This window comes from Streptomyces sp. NBC_01439 (assembly GCF_036227605.1).
Lineage (GTDB): Bacteria > Actinomycetota > Actinomycetes > Streptomycetales > Streptomycetaceae > Streptomyces.
In genome coordinates, this window is sequence record NZ_CP109487.1 from 7,804,779 (window position 1) to 7,829,017 (window position 24,239).

Sequence of the window (24,239 nt, forward strand, 5' to 3'; positions counted from 1 at the left end):
GTGCGACACTTCCCCGCCGCACTCAGTGGAGCGTTGTGAGGAAGTCCTTGTCGTCGCGAATGGTGCTGTTGGACTGCACGTCTCGCAGGCTCACGTCCAGTCGGAGTAGGTCGAGGGAGAGATCCGACTGGTACTTGGACTTGTTCCCTGAGTAGTTCTGATAGGCCTGTGAAAGGTTGTTCATGATGTTCATGAGCGGACGCATCGTCACGTCAGAGGACTGGTAGTCCTTGGTGAGGCTGGTGCCGTCCGAGAGAATCCACTGCATGTCCGAGATCTGCTGGCTCGTCGGATCTGAGCCCTCGTCACGCTTCTTGGTGAAGAGCTGGGCGTAGCTCTGTCCGGCTGGCGTCAGGGCATCGAGGTAGCCGTCGTAGACGTTGCCCGTACGCCAGTTGAGGTCGAAGCCGCCGGGGGCGACGTGCTTGGTCTGCAGCGCCAGCGTCGAGACGCCGTCCTTTGCCTCGGTTGCGGAGGCACCCGTGATCTTGTCGGCGGCGATCGAGGCCGGAACGGTCGGCGGACGCAGGAACAACCCGTCGATCTTCGTCGTCTGCAGGTCGGACGTATAAGACCGGATCTGCGTCAGATTCGCGCGCATCTCGACGAGCTTCTGGTCCAGGGCGTTCCTGGCCTCGGTCTCCTTCGCCTTGAGTGCGACCCCGTAGTAGGCCTGCGCGGGATCGAAGGTCGGAGCGTTGAGCGCCGCGATCTTCTGGACCCCGGACGCGCCGGGGTTGAAGAAGACCCGCCACTGGTCGTACTTGGAGAAGGTCTCGTCGCCGGCCAGCTTTCCGCTGCTCTGCTTCTGCTCCGCTTTGGGCGTGGTGAGTTCGGCATTCGCACGGACCGTCAGATTCAACACCTGGCGGTCGAAGGGCCGGTCGGCGTTCAGGAGGACCCCGATGTAGCCGGTCGAGCCGAAGGCGTAGAGGGAGCCCTTGATCCCGCTGGTGCTGACCGGCTCGGTGTTGAGCGAGGTGTCCGACCCGAGCAGGAACGCCCTGTAGTCCGCGGCGTTGTACGAGATCTGAGCGGTCGGGCTGAAGTGCATCATCACGAGCGCCTTGTTGCCGCTCTCGTTGGTGTAGACCCCGTCTACGGTGCCTTCGAGATTCGTCTTCGACGTTTTGAAGTCGCTGGTGTACAGCGCCGTCTGCGACAGCGAGTCACGCTCCGCCTGGTATGCCGAGACCCCTGATGCGCTGATCGTGATCGCGCCCGTGACCGCGAAGATGCTGAAGAACACCCCGAAACGCTCGATCGCGTGGTGCGAGTCAAGCTTGAACTTCCTACTGAAGGCCAGCGCCTTGTCCTTGATCCCCATGTTCTGCTCTCTTTCGCGCGTGCACCGTGCCGTGAGCCCGGATATGGCGAACCGGGTCGGAAGAGGCCTGGCGCCTCAACCGACCCGGTTCGCTCGATGCCTTTGTCACCGTTCGTGTGCGCAGTCCGTGACGGCCTCCTACTTGGAAGGGCCGCTCAGGAATCCGCTGAGCTGGTCGACGGTCTGCACGATCACCGTGGCGCCGCCGAGATCCGTGATGGTCTTCTGGCCGCCGGAGCCGATCGTCGAGATCAGCGTCCACCCGCCGGTGCTCAAAGCTCCGCCGACGAGGATGAGGAGCGCGATCGTGCCCCAGCCCTGCTGTTGGCCAGCGGACTGCGGGTTGGCCATCAGCTTCTTGATCAAGAGCACGCCGCCCCAGACCAGGCCGACAACACCGAGCAGCATGAGTACAGAGCCTCCCCAGAGCTGGACCTGGGACTTGGCGTTCGTCAGGAAGCTGGTCAGGTCCCAGGCGGCGCTCGGCAGGGATGCCTGTGTGAGGACGGCTGCCCCGTAGGTGTTCGGCATACTTCTTTCCTCTCGCCTTTCGATTCATTCAGTGACGTGACGTCGAGTCGCAAGGCAGCAAGCTCGGACTGCCTACCACGGCAGGTGGCGATAGGAGCTGAAGTCATCGACGGGATCCGTCGACTCCTCTTGCTGACTCGTATACGTGTGCATCTTGAGTGGTCAATCTACACCATTCGAATGGTAGGGCGTAGGGGCGCGCTAGGGTCTATCGATAGACTGCTGAAAGAGGCCCGGAAGTGGGGTGGGTCGACGTTGCGGCGCGTGGCCGTGGAGGTGCGGCGGGTGCCTGTGGAATCCGCAGTGCGAGATGTATGATGTGCTGATCTAGCACTGCCGCGACGCTGGCCAGCTCGATTCCGAGGTGGGCCGCCCCCACCTACCCCCGTCGATCGCGATCTTGACCAGGAAGTGCCAAACCGCCATGAACCCACTGCCCGGTGACCTTTTCGCCCGCCGGCTTCGTCAAGAGCGCGAACGCCTCGGCATCAGCCAGGCAGAGCTAGCGCGCCGTATGGCCGCACTGCTCGGCACGAACGTTGACTCCACCGCCATCACGCGCATCGAGCAGCAGACCCGTGCGGTCAGACTCGACGAGGCGGTCACCGCTGCCGAGGCTCTCGGGGTTCCGCTGATCACACTGGTCAGCGACAACTACGCCCGGGCAAACGAGGCTGAGATCCAGAAACAGCTCGCCGAGCTCGCCATCGCCGAGCAGGAGCAGGAGAGGCTGCGGCAGAAGATCCACCGGATCACCCAGACCATCCAGCAACTCTCCGCCGAGCGGGAGGCCTTCCGCTCTCACGCGCGGAGCGTCAACCCTGAAACCGCCGGCGACCACGAGCTCGGCCCTGCGCCCCAGGCCTCTCTCGACGTCCGGATGCGTGTTGTCCGCAACAAGCCGGCCGGAGAGGGTGCAGGCCTAGGCACATGACGCTGTTGCGGGCGGTCGGGTTGAACCTCCGGTCGTAGACGTTCACCGTCTCGGTTTCCGCCATCGGCCGGACTGCGTGATCTCCCCGGTGCTCGCGTGTTCCGCCTTACCTGGGCGACATGACCGTGGGGGCGTCGCCCGCAGCAAGGAGTGGACGACCAAGGTCCGCGCTGCTGATCAGCCCCGCGTGGCCGGCGGCGCCGAAGACGTGCGCGTCGAGTTGGCCCTCGTACGGCTGCCGCATGACCGTCCGCCGACGCGCATCGTCCTGGTTGGCCTTCGGCCGGCCACGGGCCCATGGATCCGTCGATCAGATGTAGCTCAAGGCCGTGCAGCCGCACGGCCGCAGTGTCTTGCATCGCCGAGACCGTCGGGCGGTGCGGATAGGATCGTAGGTATGGGAATTGACTGGGAAAACATACTCGGCGCAAGCGGGAACGGCCTCGACGAGGCATACGACAGTGCGGTCTCCTCGGTCGTCTATAGCGAGGACCCGGGGGACGACGATCGGACACTCCCAATCGGCGAAGAGTTCGACGACACGGATGGCCTGCGCTGACCTGAGGTCACACACAGCAACTGCCCGATGAGCCGGGGTTCTTGTTGGGCTTGGTCCGCTTTGACGGGCATTGGGGATCAGAGGCTTCTGCCCCGGAGCGAACCGGTGGTCAAGCGTGACATCGGCAACCTCGCCTCGCCGTCCGGATGAGCGCGCCACGGGTAGCGATCAGAGATGTAGTCAATCCAACGGATGAGGAGACGGCCACCTGGGCCTGCGTACCCGGAGCGCAGCCCCGGTCTCCCAGGACTGGGCCCATGCGTTCGGCTCGCTATTCGTGACCTCGGCAGCCGATGGGCCTTGCCCTCGCGGTCAGTTCTTCCTCGGCTGTGCCCTCGGTGCGTACTGTAGTGACATCGTGCACCCGGCCTGGGCGGATCGCCCCGGGCCACCGCTCCCGACCCTGCTCCTCGCTCGTGGAGGGCGAGACTCCGAACGGCGCCGCGAGCACCCCGTGCGACAGCGCCCAGCGCAACACCACCAAGATCACCAGCACCCGGTCCACGAAGACCAGTTGGTGATCCGGACCAGCCCCGGCCGCCCGCAATCGGCCATGGCCACGCCGTTCGGTCAGCTCAGACTCTCGGGCTGCGGTCCACGGCCCGGCCAACTCTCGGACACCAGGGCGGCTGCCGGAGCCTGACCACCGACGCCCCGATGCGACGTCGCGAGGATCGCAGGGCGCATGGATCCGGTGCAGTTCCATCAGCCCAAACCCTCTGCCGAGAAGTTCCCCGCCGATGGCTGTGCCCACGCCTCGGCGGGTGCTCGTGCGTTGCGCCGCCTTGACCATGTCGACCCGGGTGGCCTTCTACCGTTCAACCGGGAGCCGTTGGTACTCCGCCGCGCGCCGGGGTGTGTTGGGCTCCTCCATGAGTCGTCGGATCGCCGTGTTGATCCGCGCGGCAGCAGGGCGCAGCCGACCGTGAGGTGCCTGGCGGGCGAGGGCATGGATGAATCGCACGGGCCCGCACCGACAACGGCCACCGAGCTCCGCCCTCGATGGCGCAACTCGGCCGACTCCTCGGCGGGGTGGTTCCGGCGAGGGCGTGGACGGGCTCGCAGAGACGGCGCGGAGCGTGGGGTATGAGTTCCAGGCCAAGCAGTTCGAGCGGGCCGGCTACACGGTGACCTTCCCGTGGCCTCCCCAGGGCACTCGGGAGCGGGGAGTGATGATCGTGTCCCGCCTCGCGCGATGATGTGACGCATGGATGCTGCTGAAGACCCTGTAGCCATGGTTGCGTGTCTGCAGGAGGAACATCGGAACGAGCCGTGGAACCCCAGGTGGAACGACCTTGAGGTGATGGGCGTCGATCTGGTGTCGCTCGACACCAGGCTGGAGGGCTGCACGTACACGTGGGTCGCCAACGACGGTTCCCTCCACGAGAAGGGGATGGCCACTGTGAGGCTCATCCTCAACCAGCTTGAGAAGGTCCTTCCCGAGCTCGCTGAGGATGACAACCCTCAGGTCTGGCATCGGTTGCAACGGATGGCTCAGCTCATCGTGGCCCACAACATCCGACCGACAGAGGAGAGTTCCTAGGAGCTGTCGTCGGTCACGGACGGAGCCAGATGACGAGGCTCGCTGCCGTGACCGTGCCGAGGAAGACGTAGGCCTTGTCCGCGGCGAGGCTGTCCGGCTTCTTACGGGGCCTACCCGTCCCGAGCCGAGGTGCGCGGATCTTCTCCAGCACCGGTTTGAACTGGGTGCAGTCCGCTCGCTGCCCTGGTGTGACGATCAGGGACAGCGGACGGCCGCGGCCATCCGCGCTCAGGTGGAGCTTGGTCGTGAACCCGCCGCGCGAGCGGCCCAGGCACTACTAGCCGTTGGACCACCTTCCGAGCCCGGGTGGCCACCGTGACCGTGGAAACCGCCACGGGGCCCCTGGAGGCCCTCGGGGCGTACGTGCCGTCCCGCGGGAGCAGACGGAGGCGCACGTCGTACGGAAGGGCCCGCACGGCTTGCCGTGCGGGCCCTTCCGTGTCATCCCTCGACTTGCGGACGCGCACGCCGTCGGGGGAGTGCGTCCTGCCTCCCAGGTGGGAGACGAGAGGGGGATGATCATGGCGTGGTGATGCGGTCAGGCGCTGGGAAATGCTGGATGGTGCTCCATGCGCGGCCCGGGATCAGGACCCGGACTCACCCGCGTGCGGGCTCAGCACGTCCGTGCCGATCAGCACGAACAGCACGATGCCCAGGAGGATCCGGTAGATCACGAAGGGCATGAAGCTCTTGGTCGAGATGAACTTCATGAACCAGGCGATCACGGCGTAGCCCACGAAGAAGGCGATCACCGTCGCGAAGATCGTCGGACCCCAGGAGATGTGACCCGGGTTCTCCGCCACGTCCTTGATCTCGAACGCCCCCGAGGCCAGCACGGCCGGGATCGCGAGGAGGAAGGAGTAACGGGCGGCGGCCTCGCGGGTGAAGCCGAGCAGCAGACCGCCGGAGATCGTCGCGCCGGACCGGGAAACGCCCGGGATCAGGGCCATCGCCTGGCAGACGCCGAAGATCAGACCGTCCTTGACGCCCAGCTGCTGGAGCGTCTTGCGCTCGCGGATGGCGCGGTGGCGGCCGCCCTCCTCGTCGCGGGCGGCCAGTCGGTCGGCGACGCCGAGCACGATGCCCATCAGGATCAGGGTGGTGGCCGTCAGGCGCAGGTCACGCGCCGGGCCCACGATCGCGTCCTTGAAGACGAGGCCGAGGACGCCGATCGGGAGCGAGCCGACGATCACCAGCCAGCCCATCTTGGCGTCCTGTTCGGAGCGCAGGGCCTTCGTGTAGAGCGAGCGGAACCAGGTGGAGACGATCCGCGCGATGTCCTTGCGGAAGTAGATCAGCACGGCGGCTTCGGTGCCGATCTGGGTGATGGCGGTGAAGGCCGCTCCTGGGTCGTGCCAGCCGGCGAACGCCGCGGTCAGCCGCAGGTGGGCGCTGGAGGAGATCGGGAGGAACTCCGTAAGCCCCTGGACGAGACCGAGGATTAGGGATTCGAACCAGCTCATGTCGGGGTGCGCTCGTCCTTGTGATCGTCGGGCAGTTCCGTCCGATGCTATGGCCCGTGCGAAGCGCCACTGACCACAGGGGGGTGCTCGGGCGTCGGCTCGGGCACCGGAGCCGGCGTCCGAGGGGGTACCAGGCGGTGCCGCTTGCGCCATCCGACGACCGCGCCGCCCACCACGGTGACCACGATGAAACCGAAGGAGACGAGGAACGCGGGCGATCCGGGGGAGGCGGCGCTGGCCCCCGCGACCACGTACGCGGCCGTGTTCGGGACGACACCGATCGCCGTGGCGAGGAGGAAGGGGACCCAGCCGCACCGCGACACCGCGGCGCAGTAGTTGGCCACCTGGAAGGGCAGTCCGGGGAAGATCCGGACGGCGAGCATCGAGCGGAAACCGTGCCGGCTGAGCTGGCCGTCGGCCGCCTGGAGCCAGCGCCCGCGCAGGAACGGTCGCAAAGCCTCCTGGCCCAGGATCCGGGCCAGACCGAAGGAGATCGCGCCGCCGAGGACCGTGCCGCCGACCGCCGCGACAAGGCCGAACTGGGTGCCGAAGACGGCTCCCGCGGCCAGATTGAGCAGGGGGCGCGGCACGAAGGCAGCGGTGCACACACCGTACGCGGCTGCGAACAGCAGGACCGCCGTGCCCACCGGGAGCCCCGGGGGCCAGCCCTCCGAGAGGATGCGCTGGGGTTCGTACAGCAGCACGCACACGCCGGCCGCGACGAGCAGCACGACGAGCACCGCCAGCCGGGTCCGCGGCGCGAGGAGGAGGGACATCCCGGGAGACTAGCCCACGTATACGGCGGTGCGCCGTAATCTGGGCCTCATGCTGTCGAACGACCGGCGACCCCCGCGGGTTCCCCGCAGCGCCCTCGCGGACACCCTGGTGGAGCGACTGACCGGGGCGTACGCGGCGGCCGCCGATCCCGTGCGGGCCCGGTCCATGGCCGCGTACATGAAGGACGTCGCGCCCTTCCTCGGCATCCCCACCCCGCTGCGCCGGGACCTGTCGAAGACCGTGACCAAGGACACTCCACGACCCTCCGAGGCGGACTGTGCGGCGCTCGCGCTGCGCTGCTGGCAGCTCCCGGAACGCGAGTACCACTACTTCGCGGTGGACTACCTGCGCCGCCACGTCTCCCGCTGCTCCGCCGGCTTCCTGCAGGTGGCCCGGCACCTGGTCGTCACCGTCCCCTGGTGGGACACCGTCGACCTGCTGGCCGCGCACACGGTCGGCCCCCTGGTGGCCGCCGACCCGGAACTCGCGGACGTGATGGACGAGTGGATCGAGGACGACGACCTCTGGCTCGCCCGCACCGCGCTGCTCCACCAGCTCCGCTTCAAGTCCGCCACCGACACCGGACGGCTCTTCGCCTACTGCCGCCGCCGGGCCGACCACCCGGACTTCTTCGTGCGCAAGGCCATCGGCTGGGCCCTGCGCGAGTACGCGAAGACGGACCCCGAAGCGGTCCGCGCCTTCGTCGAGGCCGAACGCGGCTCCCTGGCCCCCCTGTCCGTGCGAGAGGCGCTCAAGAACATCTGACCGCGCCGTAATTCGTTCGACGCGCCCCGGACCGTCCGGCAGGATCAGGGGCATGAACCGGTACGCCTTCCTCGCAGTGCGGTCCGCAGTCGCGGACGCGCCGAAGGCTGCCGTCAACGCGGGCGCACCGGCAGGCGCACCCGCCCACGCACCCGTCCTCGCCGCGTTCGACGGCGCACGAAGCTGACCCTTCCCGGATCGTCCGGCGGACCCCACAGGGGGAGGGTCGGCTCGACCTCGGGGTCCCGTTCCAGCTTCCAGACACGGGAATCAACCATGGCCAAGACGGCCTTCGTGCGCACCAAGCCGCACCTCAACATCGGCACCATGGGTCACGTCGACCACGGCAAGACCACCCTCACCGCCGCCATTACCAAGGTCCTCGCCGAGCACGGCGGCGCCTCCTTCGTGCCCTTCGACCGCATCGACCGGGCCCCCGAGGAGTCCCGGCGCGGCATCACCATCAACCTCACGCACGTCGAGTACGAGACGGAGACCCGGCACTACGCCCACGTGGACATGCCCGGTCACGCCGACTACATCAAGAACATGGTCACGGGCGCCGCCCAACTCGACGGCGCGATCCTCGTCGTCTCCGCGCTCGACGGGGTCATGCCACAAACCGCCGAGCACGTGCTCCTCGCCCGGCAGGTCGGCGTCGACCACATCGTCGTGGCGCTCAACAAGGCCGACGCCGGCGACCCCGAGCTGACCGACCTGGTCGAGCTGGAGGTCCGCGAGCTGCTCACCGCGCACGGATACGGCGGTGACGGCGCGCCGGTCGTACGGGTCTCCGGACTCGGGGCGCTGGAGGGCGACCCGCGGTGGACGGAGGCGATCCAGGCGCTGCTGGACGCGGTGGACACCTACGTACCGACCCCGGTGCGCTACACGGACGCGCCGTTCCTGCTGCCGGTGGAGAACGTGCTGACCATCACCGGACGCGGGACCGTCGTGACCGGCGCCGTCGAGCGCGGCACCGTACGCCTCGGGGACCGCGTGGCGGTCCTCGGCGGCGACGGCGAGCCGGCCGAGACGGTCGTCACCGGGCTGGAGACCTTCGGGAAGCCGATGGAGTCCGCCGAAGCCGGGGACAACGTCGCGCTGCTGCTGCGCGGCGTGCCGCGCGACGGCGTGCGCCGCGGGCACGTGGTGGCCGCGCCCGGCAGCGTGACGCCGCAGCGCCGCTTCACCGCTCAGGTGTACGTGCTCTCCGGGCGCGAGGGCGGCCGTACCACACCGGTCGCCAGCGGCTACCGGCCGCAGTTCTACATCCGCACCGCCGACGTGGTGGGGGACGTGGACCTGGGGGAGGTCGCCGTGGCCCGGCCCGGGGAGACGGTCACCATGACCGTCGAGCTCGGCCGTGACGTCCCGCTGGAGTCCGGGCTCGGCTTCGCGATCCGAGAGGGCGGGCGGACCGTGGGCGCGGGGACGGTGACGGCCGTACTGGGCTGAACGCCCGATCGGCACCCCACTGTGGTGGCGGCAGGACGGCTCGGCCAGACTGCCGTCACCACAGGCATGCGCGAAGGGGCGGGCGGAGATGGGCGGCGACACGGCACTGGTGCTCGGCGGCGGCGGACTGACCGGCGTCGGCTGGGAGTGCGGAATGCTCCACGGGCTCGCCCGCGCGGGCGTGGACCTGACCACCGCGGACCTGGTGGTCGGCACTTCCGCCGGCTCGGTGGTCGGTGCCCAGCTCACCTCCGGACTGCTCAGCGTGCAGGAGCTGTACGAGCGCCAGCTGGGCGACGCCTCGGCGGAACCCGTGGCGAAGCTGGGGGCGGCCGTCATCGCCCGGTACGCCCTGGCGATGGCGCGCTCACGCAGCGACGCCGCCGCCTACCGCAGGCGGGTGGGAGCCATGGCCCTGGCCGCGGACACCGGCTCGGAGGCGGAACGCCGCAAGGTCCTGGCCGCCCGGCTGGTCTCCCACGAATGGCCCGAGCGGCGGCTGGTGGTCACCGCGGTGGACGCGCTCACCGGTGAGCTCGAGGCGTTCGAGCGGGGCAGCGGCTGCGGGCTGCTCGACGCGGTCTCGGCGAGCTGCGCGGTACCGGGGGTGTGGCCGCCGGTGACGGTCGCGGGTCGTCGCTTCATCGACGGCGGGATCCGCTCCGCCACCAATGCCGACCTCGCCGCCGGTTACGACCGGGTGGCGATCCTCGCCCCGATCTCGCTCGGTTCCGCACTGGTGCCCTCGCCGTCCGTGCAGGCCGACCGTCTGCGGGCGGCGGGGGCGCGGGTCCTGCTGATCACCCCGTCGCCGGCGGCCCGCAAGGCCTTCGGGCGCAACGTGCTGGATCCGGCGCGGCGGGACCCGGCGGCCCGGGCGGGCCTGGCACAGGCCGAGGAGCACGCGGCGGAGGCGGCGGCGGTCTGGTCGGTCGGGGCTGCCTGACGGCTGTTCGAAACCCGTCCGACCGCTGTCGGACAATGGAGCGGTGAGCGACGAACAGATCCCGGTCGTCCGGGACGTGGGCCAGGGCACCGCCAAACTGATGCCGGACGTGGACCGGGACCGGGCCTGGCTGCTGACCGTCGACGGGGCCCCGCAGTCGTACGTGGACCTGGACGATCCGCAGCACCTGGAGTTCGAGTACGTGCGCCGCCTCGCGCACGTACTGGACTGCGCCGCCGAGCCGGGGCTCGCGCTGGACCTCCTGCACCTCGGCGGCGGCGCGCTCACCCTGCCGCGCTATGCCGCGGCCACCCGGGCCGGCTCCCGGCAGACGGTCGTCGAGTTCGATGCGGGCCTGGTCGACCTGGTGGCCGGGCACCTGCCGCTCGCGGTGGACTCCGGGGTCACCGTGCACACCGCCGACGCCCGCGCCTGGCTGGAGGCCGCGCCCGCGGCGAGCGCGGACGTGGTGGTGGCCGATGTGTTCGGCGGCTCGCGGGTGCCGGCGCAGCTGACGTCGGTGGAGTACGCCCGGGCGGCCGCGCGGGTGCTGCGGCCCGGCGGGTTGTACGCGGCGAACCTGGCCGACGGCGCGCCCTTCGACTTCCTGCGGGCGCAGGTGGCCAACTTCTCCGAGGCGTTCACGGAGCTGGCGCTGCTCGCCGAACCGGCGGTGCTGCGGGGGAGGCGGTTCGGGAACGCCGTACTGCTGGCCTCCGACGCTCCGCTGGAGGTGGGGGCGCTGGCCCGGAGGTGCGCGGCCGACGCGTTTCCCGCCAGGGTGGAGTACGGGGACGGTCTGGCCCGGTTCAGGAAGGGTGCGGCGCCGGTGGCCGACGCGGACGCGGCCCCTTCCCCGGCGCCGCCGGAGGGTGCGTTCAGCCTGGGGTGAGCGGCCGGGGTCAACGGTGCGCCAGTGGCCGACGGCGCGTCAGTGGCCGACGGCGCGTCAGTGGCCGACGGCGCCGGCGGGCGTCTGCTCGGCCGGGGCCGCGGCCGTAGGGGCCGAGGCCGCTCCGGCGACGGGTTTGCCGTGTGCCCTGCGCGTCATGCGGCGGACGTCGGGGACCAGCAGGACGAGCGCGGTGGGCACGATGACCAGGACCGCGCAGCCCCACAGGGCCTGGGTGCGCCCGAAGGCCGCTTCGGCGGGCCCGGCCAGGGCGGTGGCGACGGGAAGCATCGACACCGAGCCGAACCAGTCGTAGGCGGTGACCCGGGAGAACTTCTCCTCCGGGATCTCCTGGTGCATCGCGGTCATCCAGTTCACGCCGAAGACCTCGATCGCGGCGCCGCTGACGAACATCACCGCGCACAGCCCCCATACGGGCAGCGGCACGGCGAGTCCCGCCGAAGGCAGTGCCAGCGGGAACACGCACAGGGTGCCGACGAGCAGCAGCCGGCGCGGTTTCCACGCCATCATCAGGACCGCTCCGGCGATGGTGCCGACGCCGAAGAAGGCCAGGGCCACGCCCCAGGGTGCGGGCCCGCCCAGTTGCTCCCGGGCGACCAGTGGTCCGTAGACCGCGTCGGCGGCGCCGACGACGGCCACCACGACGGAGAACTGGAGCACGATGCTCCACAGCCAGGGGCGGCTGCGGACCTCCACCCAGCCCTCGCGCAGATCGGACAGCAGGCCGCCGCCGGGGACCCGGGCGGGCACGTGGCTGACGTCGAGGAAGGCCCGGAGGGCGCCGGCGACGGCGAAGGCCGCCGCGTCGGCGGCCAGGACCCAGCCCGGGCCCACCACGGCGATCATCGCTCCGCCGAGGGCCGCGCCGCCGATGCCGGCGCCGTTCATCGCCATGCGGAAGAGCGCGAAGGCCCGGTTGGAGTGTTCGCCGGAGACGGTGGAGAGCAGCATGCCCTCGGCCGCGGGATTGAAGAAGGCCGTACCGGTGCCGCACAGCGCGGTGAGCAGCATCATCTGCCACAGCTGGGGTTCGCCCGTGAGGACGAGGACGGCGAAGGCGGCCTGCGAGAGGCAGTTCACGACATTGGCCGCGACCATCACCCGGTGGCGGGGCAGCCGGTCGGCGAGGGCGCCGCCGATGAGCAGGAAGAGGACGAGCGGCAGCGTGCGGGCGGCCGCGATCAGGCCCACGTCGCCGACGGACCCGCCGGCGTCCATGACCGCGAAGGCGGCCGCGATGTGCGCTCCGTGGCTCCCCAGGTTCGTGATGATCGCCGCACCCGTGAGCAGGCTGTAGTTGCGGCCGGCCCAGTCGGGTCGGCGGCGGTTCGCGGGCGTACGGGGTGCTGCGGTGCGGGGAGAGCTCACCCAGGGACTATCCCCGCCCCGGGCCGAGAATCCAAACGGATTGCCGGCTCGGGGCGGGACGCGGGATCACGGGGTGGTGAGCCGGATGGAGCTGAGGACCTTGTCGGAGATCTCGGTCGGAACCTCGTCCTTCACGCCGGCCGCGGTGATGAGTACGAAGCTGGCGAAGTCACCGACGGCGTTCTTGAAGCCGAAGCCGACCGCCTTGCCGTCGGTGGAGCACTTGTGCTCCTTCTTCAGGTTCGGAGCGGTCGCCACCACCGTGTGGCCCTTGATCCCGGAGGCGGTCGTGAACTCCTTGGCGGCCTCCACCTTCACCGTCCCCTTGGGCTCCTTCTGGGCGAAGGCCGCCCAGACCCAGGCGCCGGTGTTGTCGGTCGCCACCTGCGCGGTGTCCTTGGCGCCCTGGCCGCCCTTGACGCCGGTGTCCGCGACCGAGAACTTCTCGACCCTGCCGTCCGCGTCCTTGTCGACCGTGCACCACTCCTCCTTGAGGGTGGCGGTGCCGGTCATCGTGATGATCGGACTGCCATCCTTCTTCACCTCGTCGGAGATGGAGAGGATCCCGCCGGATTCGTGGACGTTCCACTCGGGGGGCACGTCGTAGCTGACGTTGTACTTCGTGTTGACCACGACCTTCCAGCCCGGGATGACGGGCTGGGCGTTGCCGCCGGCCCGCGGGTTCGGGCTGCTGCCGGCCGGGGCGGGTGACTCGGAGGCCGGCGCCGAGGGGCTGGCCGCCGGCTTGCCGTCGGCCTCGGTCTTCTTGTCGTCTCGGGTCAGCACGAACGCGCCGGTCGCGGCGGCCACCACGACGACGGCGGCCGCGGCGACGATCGCCACGGTCTTGGTCGAGTACGAACTACCGCCGCCGCCGGCTGCGGCGGTGGGCTGGGGCTGCTGGGGCATCTGGGGCGGGCCCCATTGCTGGCCGGGAACGCCCTGGGGCTGCTGGTACCCCGGCTGCTGCGGGTATCCGTAACCGGGCTGCTGCTGGTACGGGTTCGGCTGTCCCGGCTGTCCCGGCTGCTGCTGGTACGGGTTCTGTTGCGCGTCCTGAGGGTTCTGTTCGCCCCCGGGCGGCTGCTGCTGTCCTGGCCACATGGCCGGTAACGATAGTGGCCGTGGCCGTGGGGAGCCACGGCCGCCCCCTTGCGAGCCCTGGTCAACGAGGACTACTCGCGGGTAACATCGCGTTCCATGAGCGCAGATCAGATGAACGTGGGCGAACTGCTCGCCGCGACCGTACCGATGGCCCGGACCCTGAACCTCCAGTTCCTGGAGACCACCCCCGAGCGCGCGGTCGTCCGGCTCCCGGACCAGCCCGACTACCACAACCACGTCGGTGGCCCGCACGCCGGCGCGATGTTCACCCTCGCCGAGTCCGCGAGCGGCGCGATCGTCCTGGCCGCCTTCGGCGACCAGCTCTCGCGCGCCGTCCCGCTCGCCGTGAAGGCCGAGATCGGCTACAAGAAGCTCGCCAAGGGCGTCGTGACCGCCACCGCCACCCTCGGCCGCCCGGCCGCGGATGTCATCGCCGAACTCGACGCCGGAGGCCGCCCCGAGTTCCCCGTGACCATCGCCATCCAGCGCGAGGACGAGGCCGTGACCGGCGAAATGACGGTCGTCTGGACCTTGCGTCCCAACGCGTGACGACCGGCGGACGCCAACCCCTGCGGCCACGGGCCGGCACCTTCTAGGGTCCGTCGCACGACGACGGACGGAACGCCCGTGGCGAAGGTCGACATCGGCCTCGACGCCGAGCTCGTGGTGGAGGTGACGGTGCTCGCCGGAGTCGGCTCGACTCAGGACCCGGTGGAGGCCCTCGTACGGCACCACGACGCGCGCGGCCACCGCACCGGGGCACGGGTGCGGCGCCGGGACGAGACCCTGCGCGGCACCGACGGCGCACCGCCACTGCCGGAGGGCTGAACCTCGGCGCCGCGATGGCGCGTCCCGACCGACCCGGCGGGCGCGCGACGCACAGTGGGCGCGGGAGCGGTCCGGCGCGGGCCGCTCCCGCCGACCCACGCCGCAGGGAGCGCCCATGAGCGAGGCCGTGTCAAGACGTTCCGCGATGCGACTGCTCGCGGCGGCGGGCACGGCGGGCACGGCCATCGGAGCGGGCGCCTGTGCGCCCGGGGTGCCGCCGGGCGCGGGAGCCCGTAAGGCGCCGCCCGCCGCACCGGCCGCCGCCGAGGCCACGGGCGCCGCGCGCATCGACGCCCTGCTGCAGCGGCTCACGCTCGACGAGAAGACCGCCCTGCTGCACGGCGCCCCCGATCCCGCCCCCCTCGGCCAGGCGGGTTACGTGCCCGGCGTACCGCGCCTGGGCATCCCGGCGCTGCGCCTCGCCGACGGGCCCGCCGGGGTACGGGTCGCCAGACCCGCCACCGCGTTGCCCGCGCCGGTCCTGCTCGCCTCCGCCTTCGACCCGGCCCTGGCCCGCGAGTACGGCCGTGTCATCGGCCGCGAGGGCCGCGCGCTCGGCCAGGACGTCCTGCTGTCGCCCATGGTCAACCTCATCCGCACCCCGTACGCGGGCCGGAACTTCGAGACCTTCGCCGAGGACCCGCACCTGACCGCCGACCTGGTGGCCGAGATGATCCGCGGCATCCAGGACGAGGGCCTCATCGCCACCGTCAAGCACTTCGCCCTCAACAACCAGGAGCACGGCCGCGACACCGTCGACGCGATCGCCACCGAGCAGACCCTCCACGAGACCGAGCTACGGGGCTTCGAAGCCGCCGTGGCGGCCGGCGCGGGCGCCGTCATGGGCGCCTATAACAAGGTCAACGGCGTCCACGCCTGCGAGAGCAAGGCGCTGCTCGACGAACTGTTGCGCGGCAGCTGGGGGTTCGACGGCTGGGTGATGTCCGACTGGGACGCCACCCACAGCACGGTCGCCGCCATCGGCGCCGGACTCGACATGGAGATGCCCGGCGGCACCCACTTCGGCGGACCGCTGCGCGAGGCGGTGCGCGGCGGCTCCGTACCGGAGGCCGCCGTCGACCTCGCCGTCCACCGGATCCTGACCACCATGGACCGCTTCGGACTGCTCACGGCCCCGCCCGCCGCCCGGCCCTCGCGCGACGCCGCCGCCGGAGCGCGCACCGCCCGCAAGGTGGCCACCGCCGGAGCGGTGCTCCTGCGCAACGAACACGGCACCCTGCCCCTGAGCGGAGCCGCCGCCCGCTCGATCGCGGTGATCGGACCGACCGGCCGGGTGCCCTTCGTCAGCGGTGGTGGCAGCGCCCACGTGGTCCCCGACGGGGCGGCCGCCCCGCTCACCGCCATCCGGCGACGGGCCGGCGACGGCTCGACCGTCCGCTACGCCCTCGGCGAGGACCTGTACGGGCGGCGGCTCCCCGCGAAGCTGCTGACCCCGGCCGCCGACCTGGAGGAGCGGGTCGTGGACCCCGGGCGCGTCTGGAGCCACGAGGGAGAGTTCCGCCTCGAGGCCGACGACGAGTGGACCCTGCTCGTCCACTACACCGGGAAGCGGCCCGTCGTACGCCTCGACGGGGAGGAACTGTTCCCCGTCCGGCAGGGCGTGGCCGAGTACTTCGCCGGCGGACTGCTCGGCTCCGCACCCGACGGGATGAGCATCCGCCGCACCACCCTCGCCCTCAAGGCGGGCGCCCACCGGCTCGCCGTGACCGCCGAGGGCGGGGACAAGGGCCAGCGCTTCCGGCTCCGGCGCACCACCGCGGCGATCCGCGCCGCGGACCTCGCCGAGGCCGTGAAGGCCGCCAAATCGGCCCACAGCGTGGTGCTGTTCGCCTACGAGGACGCCACCGAGGGTCGGGACCGGACCTCCCTGGCCCTCCCCGGCGGGCAGGAGCGGCTGATCGAAGCGGTGACCGCCGCCAACCCCCGTACGACCGTCGTGCTCAACACCTCCTCCAGTACGACGATGCCGTGGCTCTCCCGTACCGCGGCGGTCCTCCAGATGTACTACCCGGGCCAGGAGGGCGCAGGAGCCACCGCAGACCTCCTCTTCGGGGACGCGGACCCCGGAGGGCGCCTCACCCAAACCTTCCCGGCCGACGCGCAGGCCACCCCGGTCGGCGGCGACCCGCTGCGCTACCCGGGCGTGGGCGGCCGGCAGGAGTACTCCGAGGGCATCCACGTCGGCCACCGCTGGTACGACGCCCAGCGGGTGACTCCGCTGTTCCCCTTCGGGCACGGGCTCTCCTACACCACCTGGCAGTACGAGAAGCTCACCGTCCGTCCGGAGCGGGCCGGGCTGCGCGCGGAGTTCACCGTCCGCAACACCGGGCGCCGCAAGGGCACCGAGGTGGCCCAGGTGTACGTGGGGCCGTCCGCGGAACTGGAGCTCGACCAGCCGGTGCGCGCGCTGGCCGGCTACCGGCGACTGGTCCTGGCGCCGGGCGAGGCGGAGCGCGTCACCGTCCACATCAGCGAGCGGGCGCTGTCGTCGTGGGACCCGGAGCGGCACGCCTGGGTGCTGGGTTCCGGCCGACGGCAGGTGTTCGTGGGCCGTTCGTCGCGCGAACTGCCACTGAGGTCCAGGGCGGTCGTGGCGAGCCGATAGGCTGCCCGTTCGGCGTGTCACAGGGGGCGCGCCGAGGACGACACGGGAGGACGTACCGGTGCACATCCAGGAATGGCTGGAGACGATTCCGGCGGTCAGCATCTATCTCCTGGTGGGTCTGGTCATCGGGCTGGAAAGCCTCGGCATCCCGCTGCCGGGAGAGATCATCCTGGTCAGCTCGGCGCTGCTGGCCTCGCAGCACGGGGAGATCGACCCCGTGGTCCTCGGACTCTGCGCGATCACCGGGGCGATCGTGGGCGACTCGATCGGCTACGCCATCGGCCGCCGGGGCGGCAAGCCGCTGCTGGACAAGCTGGGCCGGCGCTTCCCCAAGCACTTCGGACCCCAGCAGGTGGCGCTGGCGGAACGCTCCTTCGAGAAGTGGGGCATGTGGGCCGTCTTCTTCGGACGGTTCGTGGCCCTGCTGCGGATCTTCGCCGGGCCGCTGGCGGGCGTGCTGCACATGCCCTACTGGCGCTTCCTGGTCGCGAACGTCCTCGGCGGCATCCTCTGGGCCGGCGGCACCACGGCCGTCATCTACTCGGTGGGGATCGTCGCCGAGCCGTGGCTGAAGCGGTTCTCCTGGCTGGCCCTGGCGCTCGCCGTGCTGTTCGGGCTCGCCGTGACGCTCGTGGTGCGCAGCCGGATGAAGAAGGCGGCCGCGGCCGCCGGGGCCGCCGACGCGGAGATCCCCGCGCAGCAGACGGCTCGGGCCGCCGTCGGCGAATGACGGCAGCGGAGCGACCGGAGCCGGATTGGTCGGACGAGGGCCGGGAGGACCACTACAACCCGCTGGCGAACGGCCTGGGGCGCGCCGCCGAGGCCGGGGACACGGACCTGATGCGGCGCCTGCTGGCCGAGGGGGCCGAGGCCGACGCCTGGGTCCCCGGCGGACGGCGGGCCCTGGACCTGGCCGTGTGCGCCGGACAGGTGGAAGCCGTCAGGCTCCTCCTCGCGGCCGGCGCCGACCCCCGGCTCGACGCCGGCCCCTACGGCGAGGCGACGCCGCTGGCCCTGGCCGCGATGCACGGGTACACGGACGTCGCCCGAGCCCTCCTCGACGCCGGCGCCCCACCGGGCGGCGCCGCGGGCGGGCTGCGCTACGTGCCGCTGATCCTGGCGGCCGCCTCCTGGGAGGGTGGGAGCCCGGAGACCGTGGACCTGCTGCTGGACCGGGGCGCCGACATCGAGGAGATGAAGCGGGGTTGCACGGCACTCGACTGGGCCGCCCGCCAAGGCTGCCCGGCCACGGTGGAACGGCTCCTCGAGCGGGGCGCCACCCTTACCGAGCGGACCTTCCGGGAAGGGGCCACGGGACAGAGGTCCACCGGCAGCACGAGTCCGGGCCCCGGCACGCGCCACGCCGAGTACGAGGCCGTCAGGGCGCTGCTCGTGGCCGCGTGGGAGGCCCGGAACTAGCCTTCCGGCGTTACCGAGGCGCGGTGCTGCTTGGCCAGTTCCCCGTACATCAGGGCGTTGACCTTGATGCCCTCGCGCTCCTCGTCGGTCAGTTCGCGGCGCACCTTGGCGGGCACGCCCGCCACCAGCGAGCCGGGCGGGACGACCATGCCCTGCGGGACCAGGGCCTGCGCGGCCACCAGCGAACCGGCGCCGATCACCGCGCCGTTCAGCACGGTCGCACCCATGCCGATCAGACAGTCGTCCTCGACGGTGCAGCCGTGCACGACGGCGTTGTGGCCGATGGAGACGCGCTCGCCGATCGAGACCGGGAAGCCGGGGTCCACGTGCACCGTGCAGTTGTCCTGCACGTTGCTGTCGGCGCCGAGCGTGATCGGGCCGCAGTCGGCGCGCAGCACCGCCGAGTACCAGATGCTCGCGCCCGCGGCGAGGGTGACATCGCCGACCACGACCGAGGTCGGAGCCGTGAAGGCCGTCGGGTCGATGTCTGGGTTCTTGCCGCCGACACCCGCCACGAGTGCCTGGGCCACCTGGTGCGTCATGTTCTCTTCCTCTGCGTCCGTCGTCCGGTTGCCGCGCTCACAGCACCGTAGGCCACGCGGGCCGCCGTACCGGCGATGGGGTGAAGATCACAGGAGTGTGGCCGGGGCGAGCGGCACCCGGCGCACTACCGTGGCCGGGTGCCGAAGAAACAGAACACGTTCTCATCGCTGACGGCCGCGCGCCGCCGGCTGGCGAGCCGCGTGGTCCACACCGGCTGGCGCTGGATGCAGCAGGCCGGCGCGGTCACCGCGCAGACCCCTGGGCGGCTCAGGTTTGGTGCGATCGGGGACGGAACCCGGCTCGCCTTCCCGCAGGGCACCGTCTTCGGCGAGCGGTGGATCCGGCTCGGCGGGCACTGCATCATCGGCGAGCAGGTCACCCTCACCGCCGGGATGATGCCGGACCTCGACCTGGGGTCCGAGCCGATGCTGGTGCTCGGCGACGGGGTGGTCATAGGTCGCAACAGTCATGTCATCGCCGACGCCCGGATCACCATCGGCTCGAACACCTTCTGCGGACCCGGGGTCTACATCACGTCCACCAACCACAGCTACGACGACCCGCACGAGCCGATCGGCCGGCAGTGGCCGCGCAGCGCACCCGTGGAGATCGGTCCGGGGTGCTGGCTCGGCACCGGCGCGGTGATCCTGCCGGGCGCCCGCCTCGGCCGCAACGTGGTGGTGGCCGCGGGCGCCGTCGTACGGGGCGAGGTCCCGGACCACGCCGTGGTGGCGGGGGCGCCGGCGCGCATCGTACGGCGCTGGGAGCCGGAGACGGGCTGGCAGCCGCCGCTGCGTACGCCGACGCCGGTGCCGATCCCGGACGGGATGACCCCCGAGCAACTGCGCGGACTGGCCGAGCTGACGGAGGCCGAGCTCGCGGAGGCGGGGCTCACGGAGACGGAGCTCGCGGAGGCCGAGCACTCGTAGGGCCCGGCGACGGAGCCGCTCAGCCCGCGGCCAGAAGAACCGTTCCGGCGAGGGCCAGGCCGGCGCCCGCGGCCTGGACCGTGCGCAGCCGTTCCTTGAGTACGGCGAAGGCGGCGAGCGCGGTGATCACCGGGTAGAGCGAGGACAGTACGGCGGCCATGGTCACCGGGCCGTTCTGGGCGGCTATGGAGTACGTGCCGTTCGCCGCGACGTCCGCGAGGCCGACGAAGGCCAGAGCGGGCAGCAGCCCCCACAGGAGCTTCCGGCCGGCGCCGGCCGGAAGGGCGGGTATGCCGCGCCGGGTCTGCGCCCACAGGGCGGCGCCGCCCGCGGCGACATTGGTGACCCGCTGCACGAACAGCGCGAGGAACAGTCCGGTGAGGGTGCTGGACGCCTCCGCGATCAGGGCCATCACCGCACCGAAGCCGAAGGCCGCGACCAGGGTGAGGACGACGGCCTGCCGCTGGACGGGCGCGCCCCGCAGCTCGGGGCCGCCCGCGAGCACGATGCCGACGACGGCCACCGCTATCCCCGCGAACTGGCTGAGGCCGGGCCGCTCGCCCAACATCAGCCCCGCGGTCACGGGCACGACCACGCCGAGGGAGCCCAGCGGCGAGACCACGCCCATCGGGCCGAGGGCCAGCGCCTTGTAGAAGCTGAGCATGGCGACCGGCCCGACGAGGCCCGCGCCGACCGCGAACCACAGCTGCGGACCGGCCTCCCGCCAGGCGCCGGTGCCGAGGACCACCGCGCCGAGTACGACCACGGCGACGACCTGCGAGACGACGACCACGGTGAGCGCCGGGATCCGGCGGGTCAGCAGCCCGCCGCCGAAGTCGGCGAGCCCCCACAGCACGGCTGTGGCCAGGGCGAAGAGGGCGGTCATGGGCGGGCCTCGCAGTACAGTGCGGTGAACGTGGGAGTGCAGCATCTAATACAGAACACGTTAGTGCACTCTGTTGGACTGTGTCATCCAGAATATTGGACGGAATGGTGTCGGACCTCGAAGAGCTCACCCAGGCGCTCGCCCAGAACCTCAAGCGGTGGCGCGGCGAACGCGGTTTCACCTTGGATTCCCTGGCGGCCCGCGCGGGAGTGAGCCGCGGGATGATCATCCAGATCGAGCAGGCCCGTACGAATCCCAGCCTGGGCACCACGGTCAGGCTCGCCGACGCGCTGGGCGTCAGCATCTCCGCGCTCCTCGACCACGACCGCGGCCCGCAGGTCCGCATCGTCCCGCCGGACCAGGCCGTCCGGATCTGGTCCAGCGAGGCGGGCAGTTCGACGACGATGCTGATCGGCACGGACGAGCGCGGGCCGATGGAGCTGTGGACCTGGCACCTGGTGCCGGGCGAGGGGACGGACTCCGTCCCGCACCCGTCCGGCACCATCGAGATGCTGCACGTCACGGCCGGTGAGCTGACCCTGGTGGTCGGCGAGGAGGAGTTCCGCGTACCGGCCGGGGCCGCGGCCGCCTTCGAGGCCAACGTCCCGCACTCCTACCGCAACGACGGTTCCGCGCCGATGGAGATGACCCTCGCGGTGTCCGTCCCACCGGTCTCGACGCCGCCGTCCGCCCATGCCCACGGCGGCGGCCCGGCGGCGTCCGCCGGTTAGGCCTACAGCGCCGGGATCTCGATCGCGGGGCAGCGGTCCATGACCATCGTCAGCCCCGTCTCGCGGGTACGGGCGTATGCGGCCTCGTCGATCACGCCCAGCTGGAACCAGACGGCCTCGGCGCCGACGGCGACGGCCTGGTCGGCCACCGGCCCGGCCAGCTCGCTGTTCACGAAGACGTCCACCACGTCCACCTTGAACGGGATGTCCGCCAGCGAGGCGTACCCGGGCTCACCGTGCACCGTCTCGGCCTTGGGGTGCACGGGGATCACGCGCTTGCCGAACCGCTGCAGTACGCGGGCCACCCCGTAGGCCGCGCGGTCCTGGTTGTTCGAGAGCCCCACCACGGCCCAGGTGTCGCCCAGCTCGGTGAGGATCTTGCGGATGGTTGCCGGATCGCCGTACACGTGTGCCGCCTCCTGATGCGCTACGAACCCGCCGACCCCGTCCGCTGCGTCTCCACCGCGTCGGACCGGCGCTCAGCCGCATCAACCGAAAACTCCCGGGCGCGATTCCCCGGGTCCGCTCTGTAGTCTGTCGATCCGTTCGAACGGTGCGAGGGGTGGGACGTGGACAGGCTGGTGGAGGGGGCCGTCGCGGAGGCCCTGCGCACGGGCGACGACGGGGCGGTCCGCCTGTACGCGGCCGCCTGCGCCGAACGCGCGGTGCCCCTGTTCATCGGCATGCGGGGGGCCACGCCGGACCGCGAGGCCGATGTGGACCTCTGCGTGGAGTCCCTGCGCGGCCTCTGGTACGCGGACCGGCCCCTGCCCGACGCCGCCGAGCGCGTGCGCGCGCTGGAGGACTTGCCGGAACTGCGGCCGTACGAGGACGGCATCACCGATGTCGCCGGGACGTACGCCTTCTTCGGCGTCCTCGTCCTGCGGTACGCACTGCTGGCCAACGCCTCGGCGGACGCCGACCACGCGCTGTCCTGCGGGCACGTCGCGCTCACCGCGATGGGTCTGCTGGACCAGAACCTGCCCGGCGGCGCCGGCTTCCGGGCCGAGGAGAAAGCCCTGCAGGCCCGCTCGGCCAGCGGTGATGCCGCGGGTCTGTGGGAAGCGAGCGTCGCGTCGGGGCGCGAGAGGTTCCGGGCCGTGCTGGGCTGCCTACCCCGCTGACCGGTCCACGTTCCAGGCGAGCGGCAGGGACGCGTCGCAGAAGACGCAGACGAAGTGCTCGTCCCGGACGACGTTCAACTGCGCGCAGACCGGGCAGCGGCGGAAGACCACCTCGTGGGTGAAGCCGGACGGGTGCCCGATCCCCGCCGCGTCCAGGGCCTGCGCGACCGCCGGCCACGAGCCGGTGTCCGGGCAGTATCCGGTCGACTGGTTGCTCACCGCCCACACCACCCACCGCCCGGACTCCCGCCCGAAAGCGATCTCCCCGGCGCTCAGCACCGTGCCGCCACCCGCGCAGACCACGTGCTCGCTGCGCCGCGGCGCGAGCCGCAGCACACCGGCGCGGTCCACGACGAACGTGACGGGCTCGGCCAGCTCGGCCGCCGCCGGGCCCGCGGCCCAGTCCTCGAACTCCGCGGCCGAGCGGATGCTCCGCCCCTCGCCCTCCGGCCGGACGAGCACCCTCAGCTCGGCTGGTCCCACGTACCGGTACTCCCGCCCCTGTTCCCCCATGGCCACCAACCTAAGGGCTGTCCCGCAATCCCCGGCGGGCGCGCGGCGCCAGCTACGGCACCTCGCCGCGTTGTCGGGATCGCCCGAATACGCCCAGTATGAGGACTGCCCTCCGCCCGGGGGCCCCTCCCAGCGGTAGCTGGGGGAGATGCACCGCATCTGACGCCGCGCGCTGACCCACCGCGGATTACGGGACAGCCCTTAGTGCCGTGCCCTCCCACGGACGGGCGGGGGCCCGTTCTGCACCGCTTAGGGTGGTGAGGTGAAGGCAGACCAGTACGTGACGGTGGCCCGTGAGGGCGTGCACGAGTCCGAGATCAACCGCTCGCGCTTCCTGTGCTCGCTCGCGCCCGCCGCGACCGAGCAGGAGGCCCAGGACTTCGTCGCGCGCATCCGCAAGGAGCACCCCACCGCCACGCACAACTGCTTCGCCTACGTCGTCGGCGCGGACGCCTCCGTGCAGAAGGCCAGCGACGACGGCGAGCCCGGCGGCACCGCCGGGGTGCCCATGCTGCAGATGCTCATGCGCCGCGACATCCGCTACGCGGTCGCCGTCGTCACCCGCTACTACGGCGGCGTGAAGCTCGGCGCCGGCGGCCTGATCAGGGCCTACGGCGGGGTCGTCGGCGAGGCCCTCGACGAGCTCGGCACCGTCACCCGGCGCCGCTACCGGCTGGCCACCGTCACCGTCGACCACCAGCGGGCCGGCAAGACCCAGAACGACCTGCGCTCCACCGGCCGGACCGTGGTGGACCTGCGCTACGGGGCCGAGGTGGAGATCGAGGTGGCCCTCCCCGAGGCCGACCTGCCCGCCTTCGAGGCCTGGCTCGCCGACACCACCGCGGGCAGCGCCGGCCTCACCCTCGGCGGAGAGACGTACGCGCCCTGAGCGCCCCCGGGGACGGGTTAGCGTAGAGGGGTTCAGCGAGCGGGACACGACCAGGGGGAGACG

The 24,239-nt window shown here is 71.4% G+C and carries 28 protein-coding genes; 17 read left to right on the top strand and 11 right to left on the bottom strand.

From position 1 onward, the window contains the following. Positions 1-22: 22 nt before the first annotated feature. Both OG207_RS35585 and OG207_RS35590 read right to left on the bottom strand, forming a co-directional pair. On the bottom strand, positions 23-1,327 hold the full coding sequence (locus OG207_RS35585; RefSeq protein WP_329104457.1) for a hypothetical protein: 1,305 nt from the start codon (positions 1,325-1,327) through the stop codon (positions 23-25). Positions 1,328-1,465: 138 nt separating this feature from the next. After that, positions 1,466-1,858 (bottom strand): hypothetical protein, encoded by a 393-nt coding sequence (locus tag OG207_RS35590; protein WP_329104459.1) that lies wholly within the window; start codon positions 1,856-1,858, stop codon positions 1,466-1,468. A 424-nt stretch (positions 1,859-2,282) separates the two neighbouring features. On the opposite strand from OG207_RS35590, the gene OG207_RS35595 reads away from it, so the two are divergent. The 3 genes from OG207_RS35595 to OG207_RS35605 all read left to right on the top strand — a co-directional run bounded on the left by OG207_RS35595 (position 2,283) and on the right by OG207_RS35605 (position 4,894). Continuing rightward, positions 2,283-2,792: a helix-turn-helix domain-containing protein gene (locus OG207_RS35595; RefSeq protein ID WP_329104461.1), complete on the top strand. Its 510-nt coding sequence runs from the start codon at positions 2,283-2,285 to the stop codon at positions 2,790-2,792. A 397-nt stretch (positions 2,793-3,189) separates the two neighbouring features. Further along, positions 3,190-3,351: a hypothetical protein gene (locus tag OG207_RS35600; RefSeq protein WP_329104464.1), complete on the top strand. Its 162-nt coding sequence runs from the start codon at positions 3,190-3,192 to the stop codon at positions 3,349-3,351. A 1,207-nt stretch (positions 3,352-4,558) separates the two neighbouring features. Next, complete coding sequence (locus OG207_RS35605) at positions 4,559-4,894, top strand: hypothetical protein (RefSeq protein ID WP_329104466.1); 336 nt, start codon at positions 4,559-4,561, stop codon at positions 4,892-4,894. A gap of 13 nt (positions 4,895-4,907) precedes the next feature. Here the strand turns inward: OG207_RS35605 and OG207_RS35610 are convergent, their stop codons facing one another. The 3 genes from OG207_RS35610 to OG207_RS35620 form a co-directional block, all read right to left on the bottom strand. Further along, positions 4,908-5,165, bottom strand: a complete 258-nt coding sequence (locus OG207_RS35610) for a transposase (RefSeq protein ID WP_402695780.1) — start codon at positions 5,163-5,165, stop codon at positions 4,908-4,910. A gap of 313 nt (positions 5,166-5,478) precedes the next feature. Further along, on the bottom strand, positions 5,479-6,357 hold the full coding sequence (locus OG207_RS35615; RefSeq protein WP_329104468.1) for an undecaprenyl-diphosphate phosphatase: 879 nt from the start codon (positions 6,355-6,357) through the stop codon (positions 5,479-5,481). Positions 6,358-6,404: 47 nt separating this feature from the next. Further along, a complete protein-coding gene (locus OG207_RS35620; RefSeq protein WP_329104470.1) occupies positions 6,405-7,133 on the bottom strand; it encodes a TVP38/TMEM64 family protein in 729 nt (242 codons plus the stop codon). Between the two features lie 49 nt (positions 7,134-7,182). On the opposite strand from OG207_RS35620, the gene OG207_RS35625 reads away from it, so the two are divergent. From OG207_RS35625 to OG207_RS35645, 5 genes are all read left to right on the top strand, one after another. Beyond that, entirely contained in the window at positions 7,183-7,899 is a 717-nt protein-coding gene (locus tag OG207_RS35625; RefSeq protein WP_329104472.1) for a DNA alkylation repair protein, read from the top strand. Between the two features lie 52 nt (positions 7,900-7,951). Further along, positions 7,952-8,086, top strand: coding sequence for a hypothetical protein (locus OG207_RS35630; RefSeq protein WP_329104474.1), 135 nt, complete (start codon positions 7,952-7,954; stop codon positions 8,084-8,086). 89 nt (positions 8,087-8,175) lie between these two features. Further along, positions 8,176-9,357, top strand: a complete 1,182-nt coding sequence (gene tuf / locus OG207_RS35635) for an elongation factor Tu (protein WP_329104476.1) — start codon at positions 8,176-8,178, stop codon at positions 9,355-9,357. 88 nt (positions 9,358-9,445) lie between these two features. Then, a complete protein-coding gene (locus tag OG207_RS35640) occupies positions 9,446-10,303 on the top strand; it encodes a patatin-like phospholipase family protein (RefSeq protein WP_329104479.1) in 858 nt (285 codons plus the stop codon). 100 nt (positions 10,304-10,403) lie between these two features. Further along, the gene (locus OG207_RS35645) at positions 10,404-11,195 is read left to right on the top strand and encodes a spermidine synthase (RefSeq protein ID WP_329108125.1); all 792 of its coding nucleotides are present in this window, start codon (positions 10,404-10,406) and stop codon (positions 11,193-11,195) included. 57 nt (positions 11,196-11,252) lie between these two features. Here the strand turns inward: OG207_RS35645 and OG207_RS35650 are convergent, their stop codons facing one another. Both OG207_RS35650 and OG207_RS35655 read right to left on the bottom strand, forming a co-directional pair. After that, positions 11,253-12,584, bottom strand: coding sequence for an MFS transporter (locus OG207_RS35650; protein WP_329104481.1), 1,332 nt, complete (start codon positions 12,582-12,584; stop codon positions 11,253-11,255). 66 nt (positions 12,585-12,650) lie between these two features. Continuing rightward, positions 12,651-13,688 (bottom strand): hypothetical protein, encoded by a 1,038-nt coding sequence (locus tag OG207_RS35655; RefSeq protein ID WP_329104483.1) that lies wholly within the window; start codon positions 13,686-13,688, stop codon positions 12,651-12,653. A gap of 96 nt (positions 13,689-13,784) precedes the next feature. Between OG207_RS35655 and OG207_RS35660 the strand changes: the two genes are divergently transcribed. From OG207_RS35660 to OG207_RS35680, 5 genes are all read left to right on the top strand, one after another. Continuing rightward, positions 13,785-14,237, top strand: a complete 453-nt coding sequence (locus tag OG207_RS35660) for a DUF4442 domain-containing protein (RefSeq protein ID WP_329104485.1) — start codon at positions 13,785-13,787, stop codon at positions 14,235-14,237. Between the two features lie 78 nt (positions 14,238-14,315). Next, positions 14,316-14,516 (top strand): DUF2191 domain-containing protein, encoded by a 201-nt coding sequence (locus tag OG207_RS35665; protein ID WP_329104487.1) that lies wholly within the window; start codon positions 14,316-14,318, stop codon positions 14,514-14,516. 115 nt (positions 14,517-14,631) lie between these two features. Beyond that, positions 14,632-17,142: a glycoside hydrolase family 3 protein gene (locus tag OG207_RS35670; protein ID WP_329104489.1), complete on the top strand. Its 2,511-nt coding sequence runs from the start codon at positions 14,632-14,634 to the stop codon at positions 17,140-17,142. Between the two features lie 58 nt (positions 17,143-17,200). After that, positions 17,201-17,872, top strand: a complete 672-nt coding sequence (locus OG207_RS35675; RefSeq protein WP_329104491.1) for a DedA family protein — start codon at positions 17,201-17,203, stop codon at positions 17,870-17,872. Next, on the top strand, positions 17,869-18,561 hold the full coding sequence (locus OG207_RS35680; RefSeq protein ID WP_329104493.1) for an ankyrin repeat domain-containing protein: 693 nt from the start codon (positions 17,869-17,871) through the stop codon (positions 18,559-18,561). Before OG207_RS35675 ends, OG207_RS35680 begins: the two co-directional genes overlap by 4 nt. Here the strand turns inward: OG207_RS35680 and OG207_RS35685 are convergent. Continuing rightward, a complete protein-coding gene (locus OG207_RS35685) occupies positions 18,558-19,103 on the bottom strand; it encodes a gamma carbonic anhydrase family protein (RefSeq protein WP_329104495.1) in 546 nt (181 codons plus the stop codon). The genes OG207_RS35680 and OG207_RS35685 overlap by 4 nt on opposite strands. A gap of 138 nt (positions 19,104-19,241) precedes the next feature. Here OG207_RS35685 and OG207_RS35690 point away from each other — a divergent pair, with 138 nt between their 5' ends. After that, positions 19,242-20,033, top strand: coding sequence for an acyltransferase (locus OG207_RS35690; protein ID WP_329104497.1), 792 nt, complete (start codon positions 19,242-19,244; stop codon positions 20,031-20,033). Between the two features lie 19 nt (positions 20,034-20,052). Here OG207_RS35690 and OG207_RS35695 read toward each other — a convergent pair whose 3' ends face one another. Next, positions 20,053-20,919, bottom strand: a complete 867-nt coding sequence (locus OG207_RS35695; RefSeq protein WP_329104499.1) for a DMT family transporter — start codon at positions 20,917-20,919, stop codon at positions 20,053-20,055. Positions 20,920-21,026: 107 nt separating this feature from the next. Between OG207_RS35695 and OG207_RS35700 the strand changes: the two genes are divergently transcribed. After that, complete coding sequence (locus OG207_RS35700; protein ID WP_329108127.1) at positions 21,027-21,650, top strand: helix-turn-helix domain-containing protein; 624 nt, start codon at positions 21,027-21,029, stop codon at positions 21,648-21,650. Positions 21,651-21,652: 2 nt separating this feature from the next. Here OG207_RS35700 and OG207_RS35705 read toward each other — a convergent pair whose 3' ends face one another. Continuing rightward, a complete protein-coding gene (locus OG207_RS35705) occupies positions 21,653-22,057 on the bottom strand; it encodes a CoA-binding protein (protein WP_327734403.1) in 405 nt (134 codons plus the stop codon). A gap of 162 nt (positions 22,058-22,219) precedes the next feature. On the opposite strand from OG207_RS35705, the gene OG207_RS35710 reads away from it, so the two are divergent. After that, entirely contained in the window at positions 22,220-22,774 is a 555-nt protein-coding gene (locus OG207_RS35710) for a hypothetical protein (protein ID WP_329104501.1), read from the top strand. Here the strand turns inward: OG207_RS35710 and OG207_RS35715 are convergent. Then, complete coding sequence (locus OG207_RS35715; RefSeq protein WP_329104504.1) at positions 22,763-23,287, bottom strand: hypothetical protein; 525 nt, start codon at positions 23,285-23,287, stop codon at positions 22,763-22,765. The genes OG207_RS35710 and OG207_RS35715 overlap by 12 nt on opposite strands. A gap of 262 nt (positions 23,288-23,549) precedes the next feature. Here OG207_RS35715 and OG207_RS35720 point away from each other — a divergent pair, with 262 nt between their 5' ends. Beyond that, complete coding sequence (locus tag OG207_RS35720; protein WP_301372608.1) at positions 23,550-24,176, top strand: YigZ family protein; 627 nt, start codon at positions 23,550-23,552, stop codon at positions 24,174-24,176. Positions 24,177-24,239: the final 63 nt, after the last annotated feature.

Bases quoted from the DNA above. Each gene is read 5' to 3' on its own strand.
- OG207_RS35585 (WP_329104457.1), bottom strand. From the start codon at position 1,327: ATGGGGATCAAGGACAAGGCGCTGGCCTTCAGTAGGAAGTTCAAGCTT.
- OG207_RS35590 (WP_329104459.1), bottom strand. From the start codon at position 1,858: ATGCCGAACACCTACGGGGCAGCCGTCCTCACACAGGCATCCCTGCCG.
- OG207_RS35595 (WP_329104461.1), top strand. From the start codon at position 2,283: ATGAACCCACTGCCCGGTGACCTTTTCGCCCGCCGGCTTCGTCAAGAG.
- OG207_RS35600 (WP_329104464.1), top strand. From the start codon at position 3,190: ATGGGAATTGACTGGGAAAACATACTCGGCGCAAGCGGGAACGGCCTC.
- OG207_RS35605 (WP_329104466.1), top strand. From the start codon at position 4,559: ATGGATGCTGCTGAAGACCCTGTAGCCATGGTTGCGTGTCTGCAGGAG.
- OG207_RS35615 (WP_329104468.1), bottom strand. From the start codon at position 6,357: ATGAGCTGGTTCGAATCCCTAATCCTCGGTCTCGTCCAGGGGCTTACG.
- OG207_RS35620 (WP_329104470.1), bottom strand. From the start codon at position 7,133: ATGTCCCTCCTCCTCGCGCCGCGGACCCGGCTGGCGGTGCTCGTCGTG.
- OG207_RS35625 (WP_329104472.1), top strand. From the start codon at position 7,183: ATGCTGTCGAACGACCGGCGACCCCCGCGGGTTCCCCGCAGCGCCCTC.
- OG207_RS35630 (WP_329104474.1), top strand. From the start codon at position 7,952: ATGAACCGGTACGCCTTCCTCGCAGTGCGGTCCGCAGTCGCGGACGCG.
- tuf (WP_329104476.1), top strand. From the start codon at position 8,176: ATGGCCAAGACGGCCTTCGTGCGCACCAAGCCGCACCTCAACATCGGC.
- OG207_RS35640 (WP_329104479.1), top strand. From the start codon at position 9,446: ATGGGCGGCGACACGGCACTGGTGCTCGGCGGCGGCGGACTGACCGGC.
- OG207_RS35645 (WP_329108125.1), top strand. From the start codon at position 10,404: ATGCCGGACGTGGACCGGGACCGGGCCTGGCTGCTGACCGTCGACGGG.
- OG207_RS35655 (WP_329104483.1), bottom strand. From the start codon at position 13,688: ATGTGGCCAGGACAGCAGCAGCCGCCCGGGGGCGAACAGAACCCTCAG.
- OG207_RS35660 (WP_329104485.1), top strand. From the start codon at position 13,785: ATGAGCGCAGATCAGATGAACGTGGGCGAACTGCTCGCCGCGACCGTA.
- OG207_RS35670 (WP_329104489.1), top strand. From the start codon at position 14,632: ATGAGCGAGGCCGTGTCAAGACGTTCCGCGATGCGACTGCTCGCGGCG.
- OG207_RS35680 (WP_329104493.1), top strand. From the start codon at position 17,869: ATGACGGCAGCGGAGCGACCGGAGCCGGATTGGTCGGACGAGGGCCGG.
- OG207_RS35685 (WP_329104495.1), bottom strand. From the start codon at position 19,103: ATGACGCACCAGGTGGCCCAGGCACTCGTGGCGGGTGTCGGCGGCAAG.
- OG207_RS35695 (WP_329104499.1), bottom strand. From the start codon at position 20,919: ATGACCGCCCTCTTCGCCCTGGCCACAGCCGTGCTGTGGGGGCTCGCC.
- OG207_RS35715 (WP_329104504.1), bottom strand. From the start codon at position 23,287: ATGGGGGAACAGGGGCGGGAGTACCGGTACGTGGGACCAGCCGAGCTG.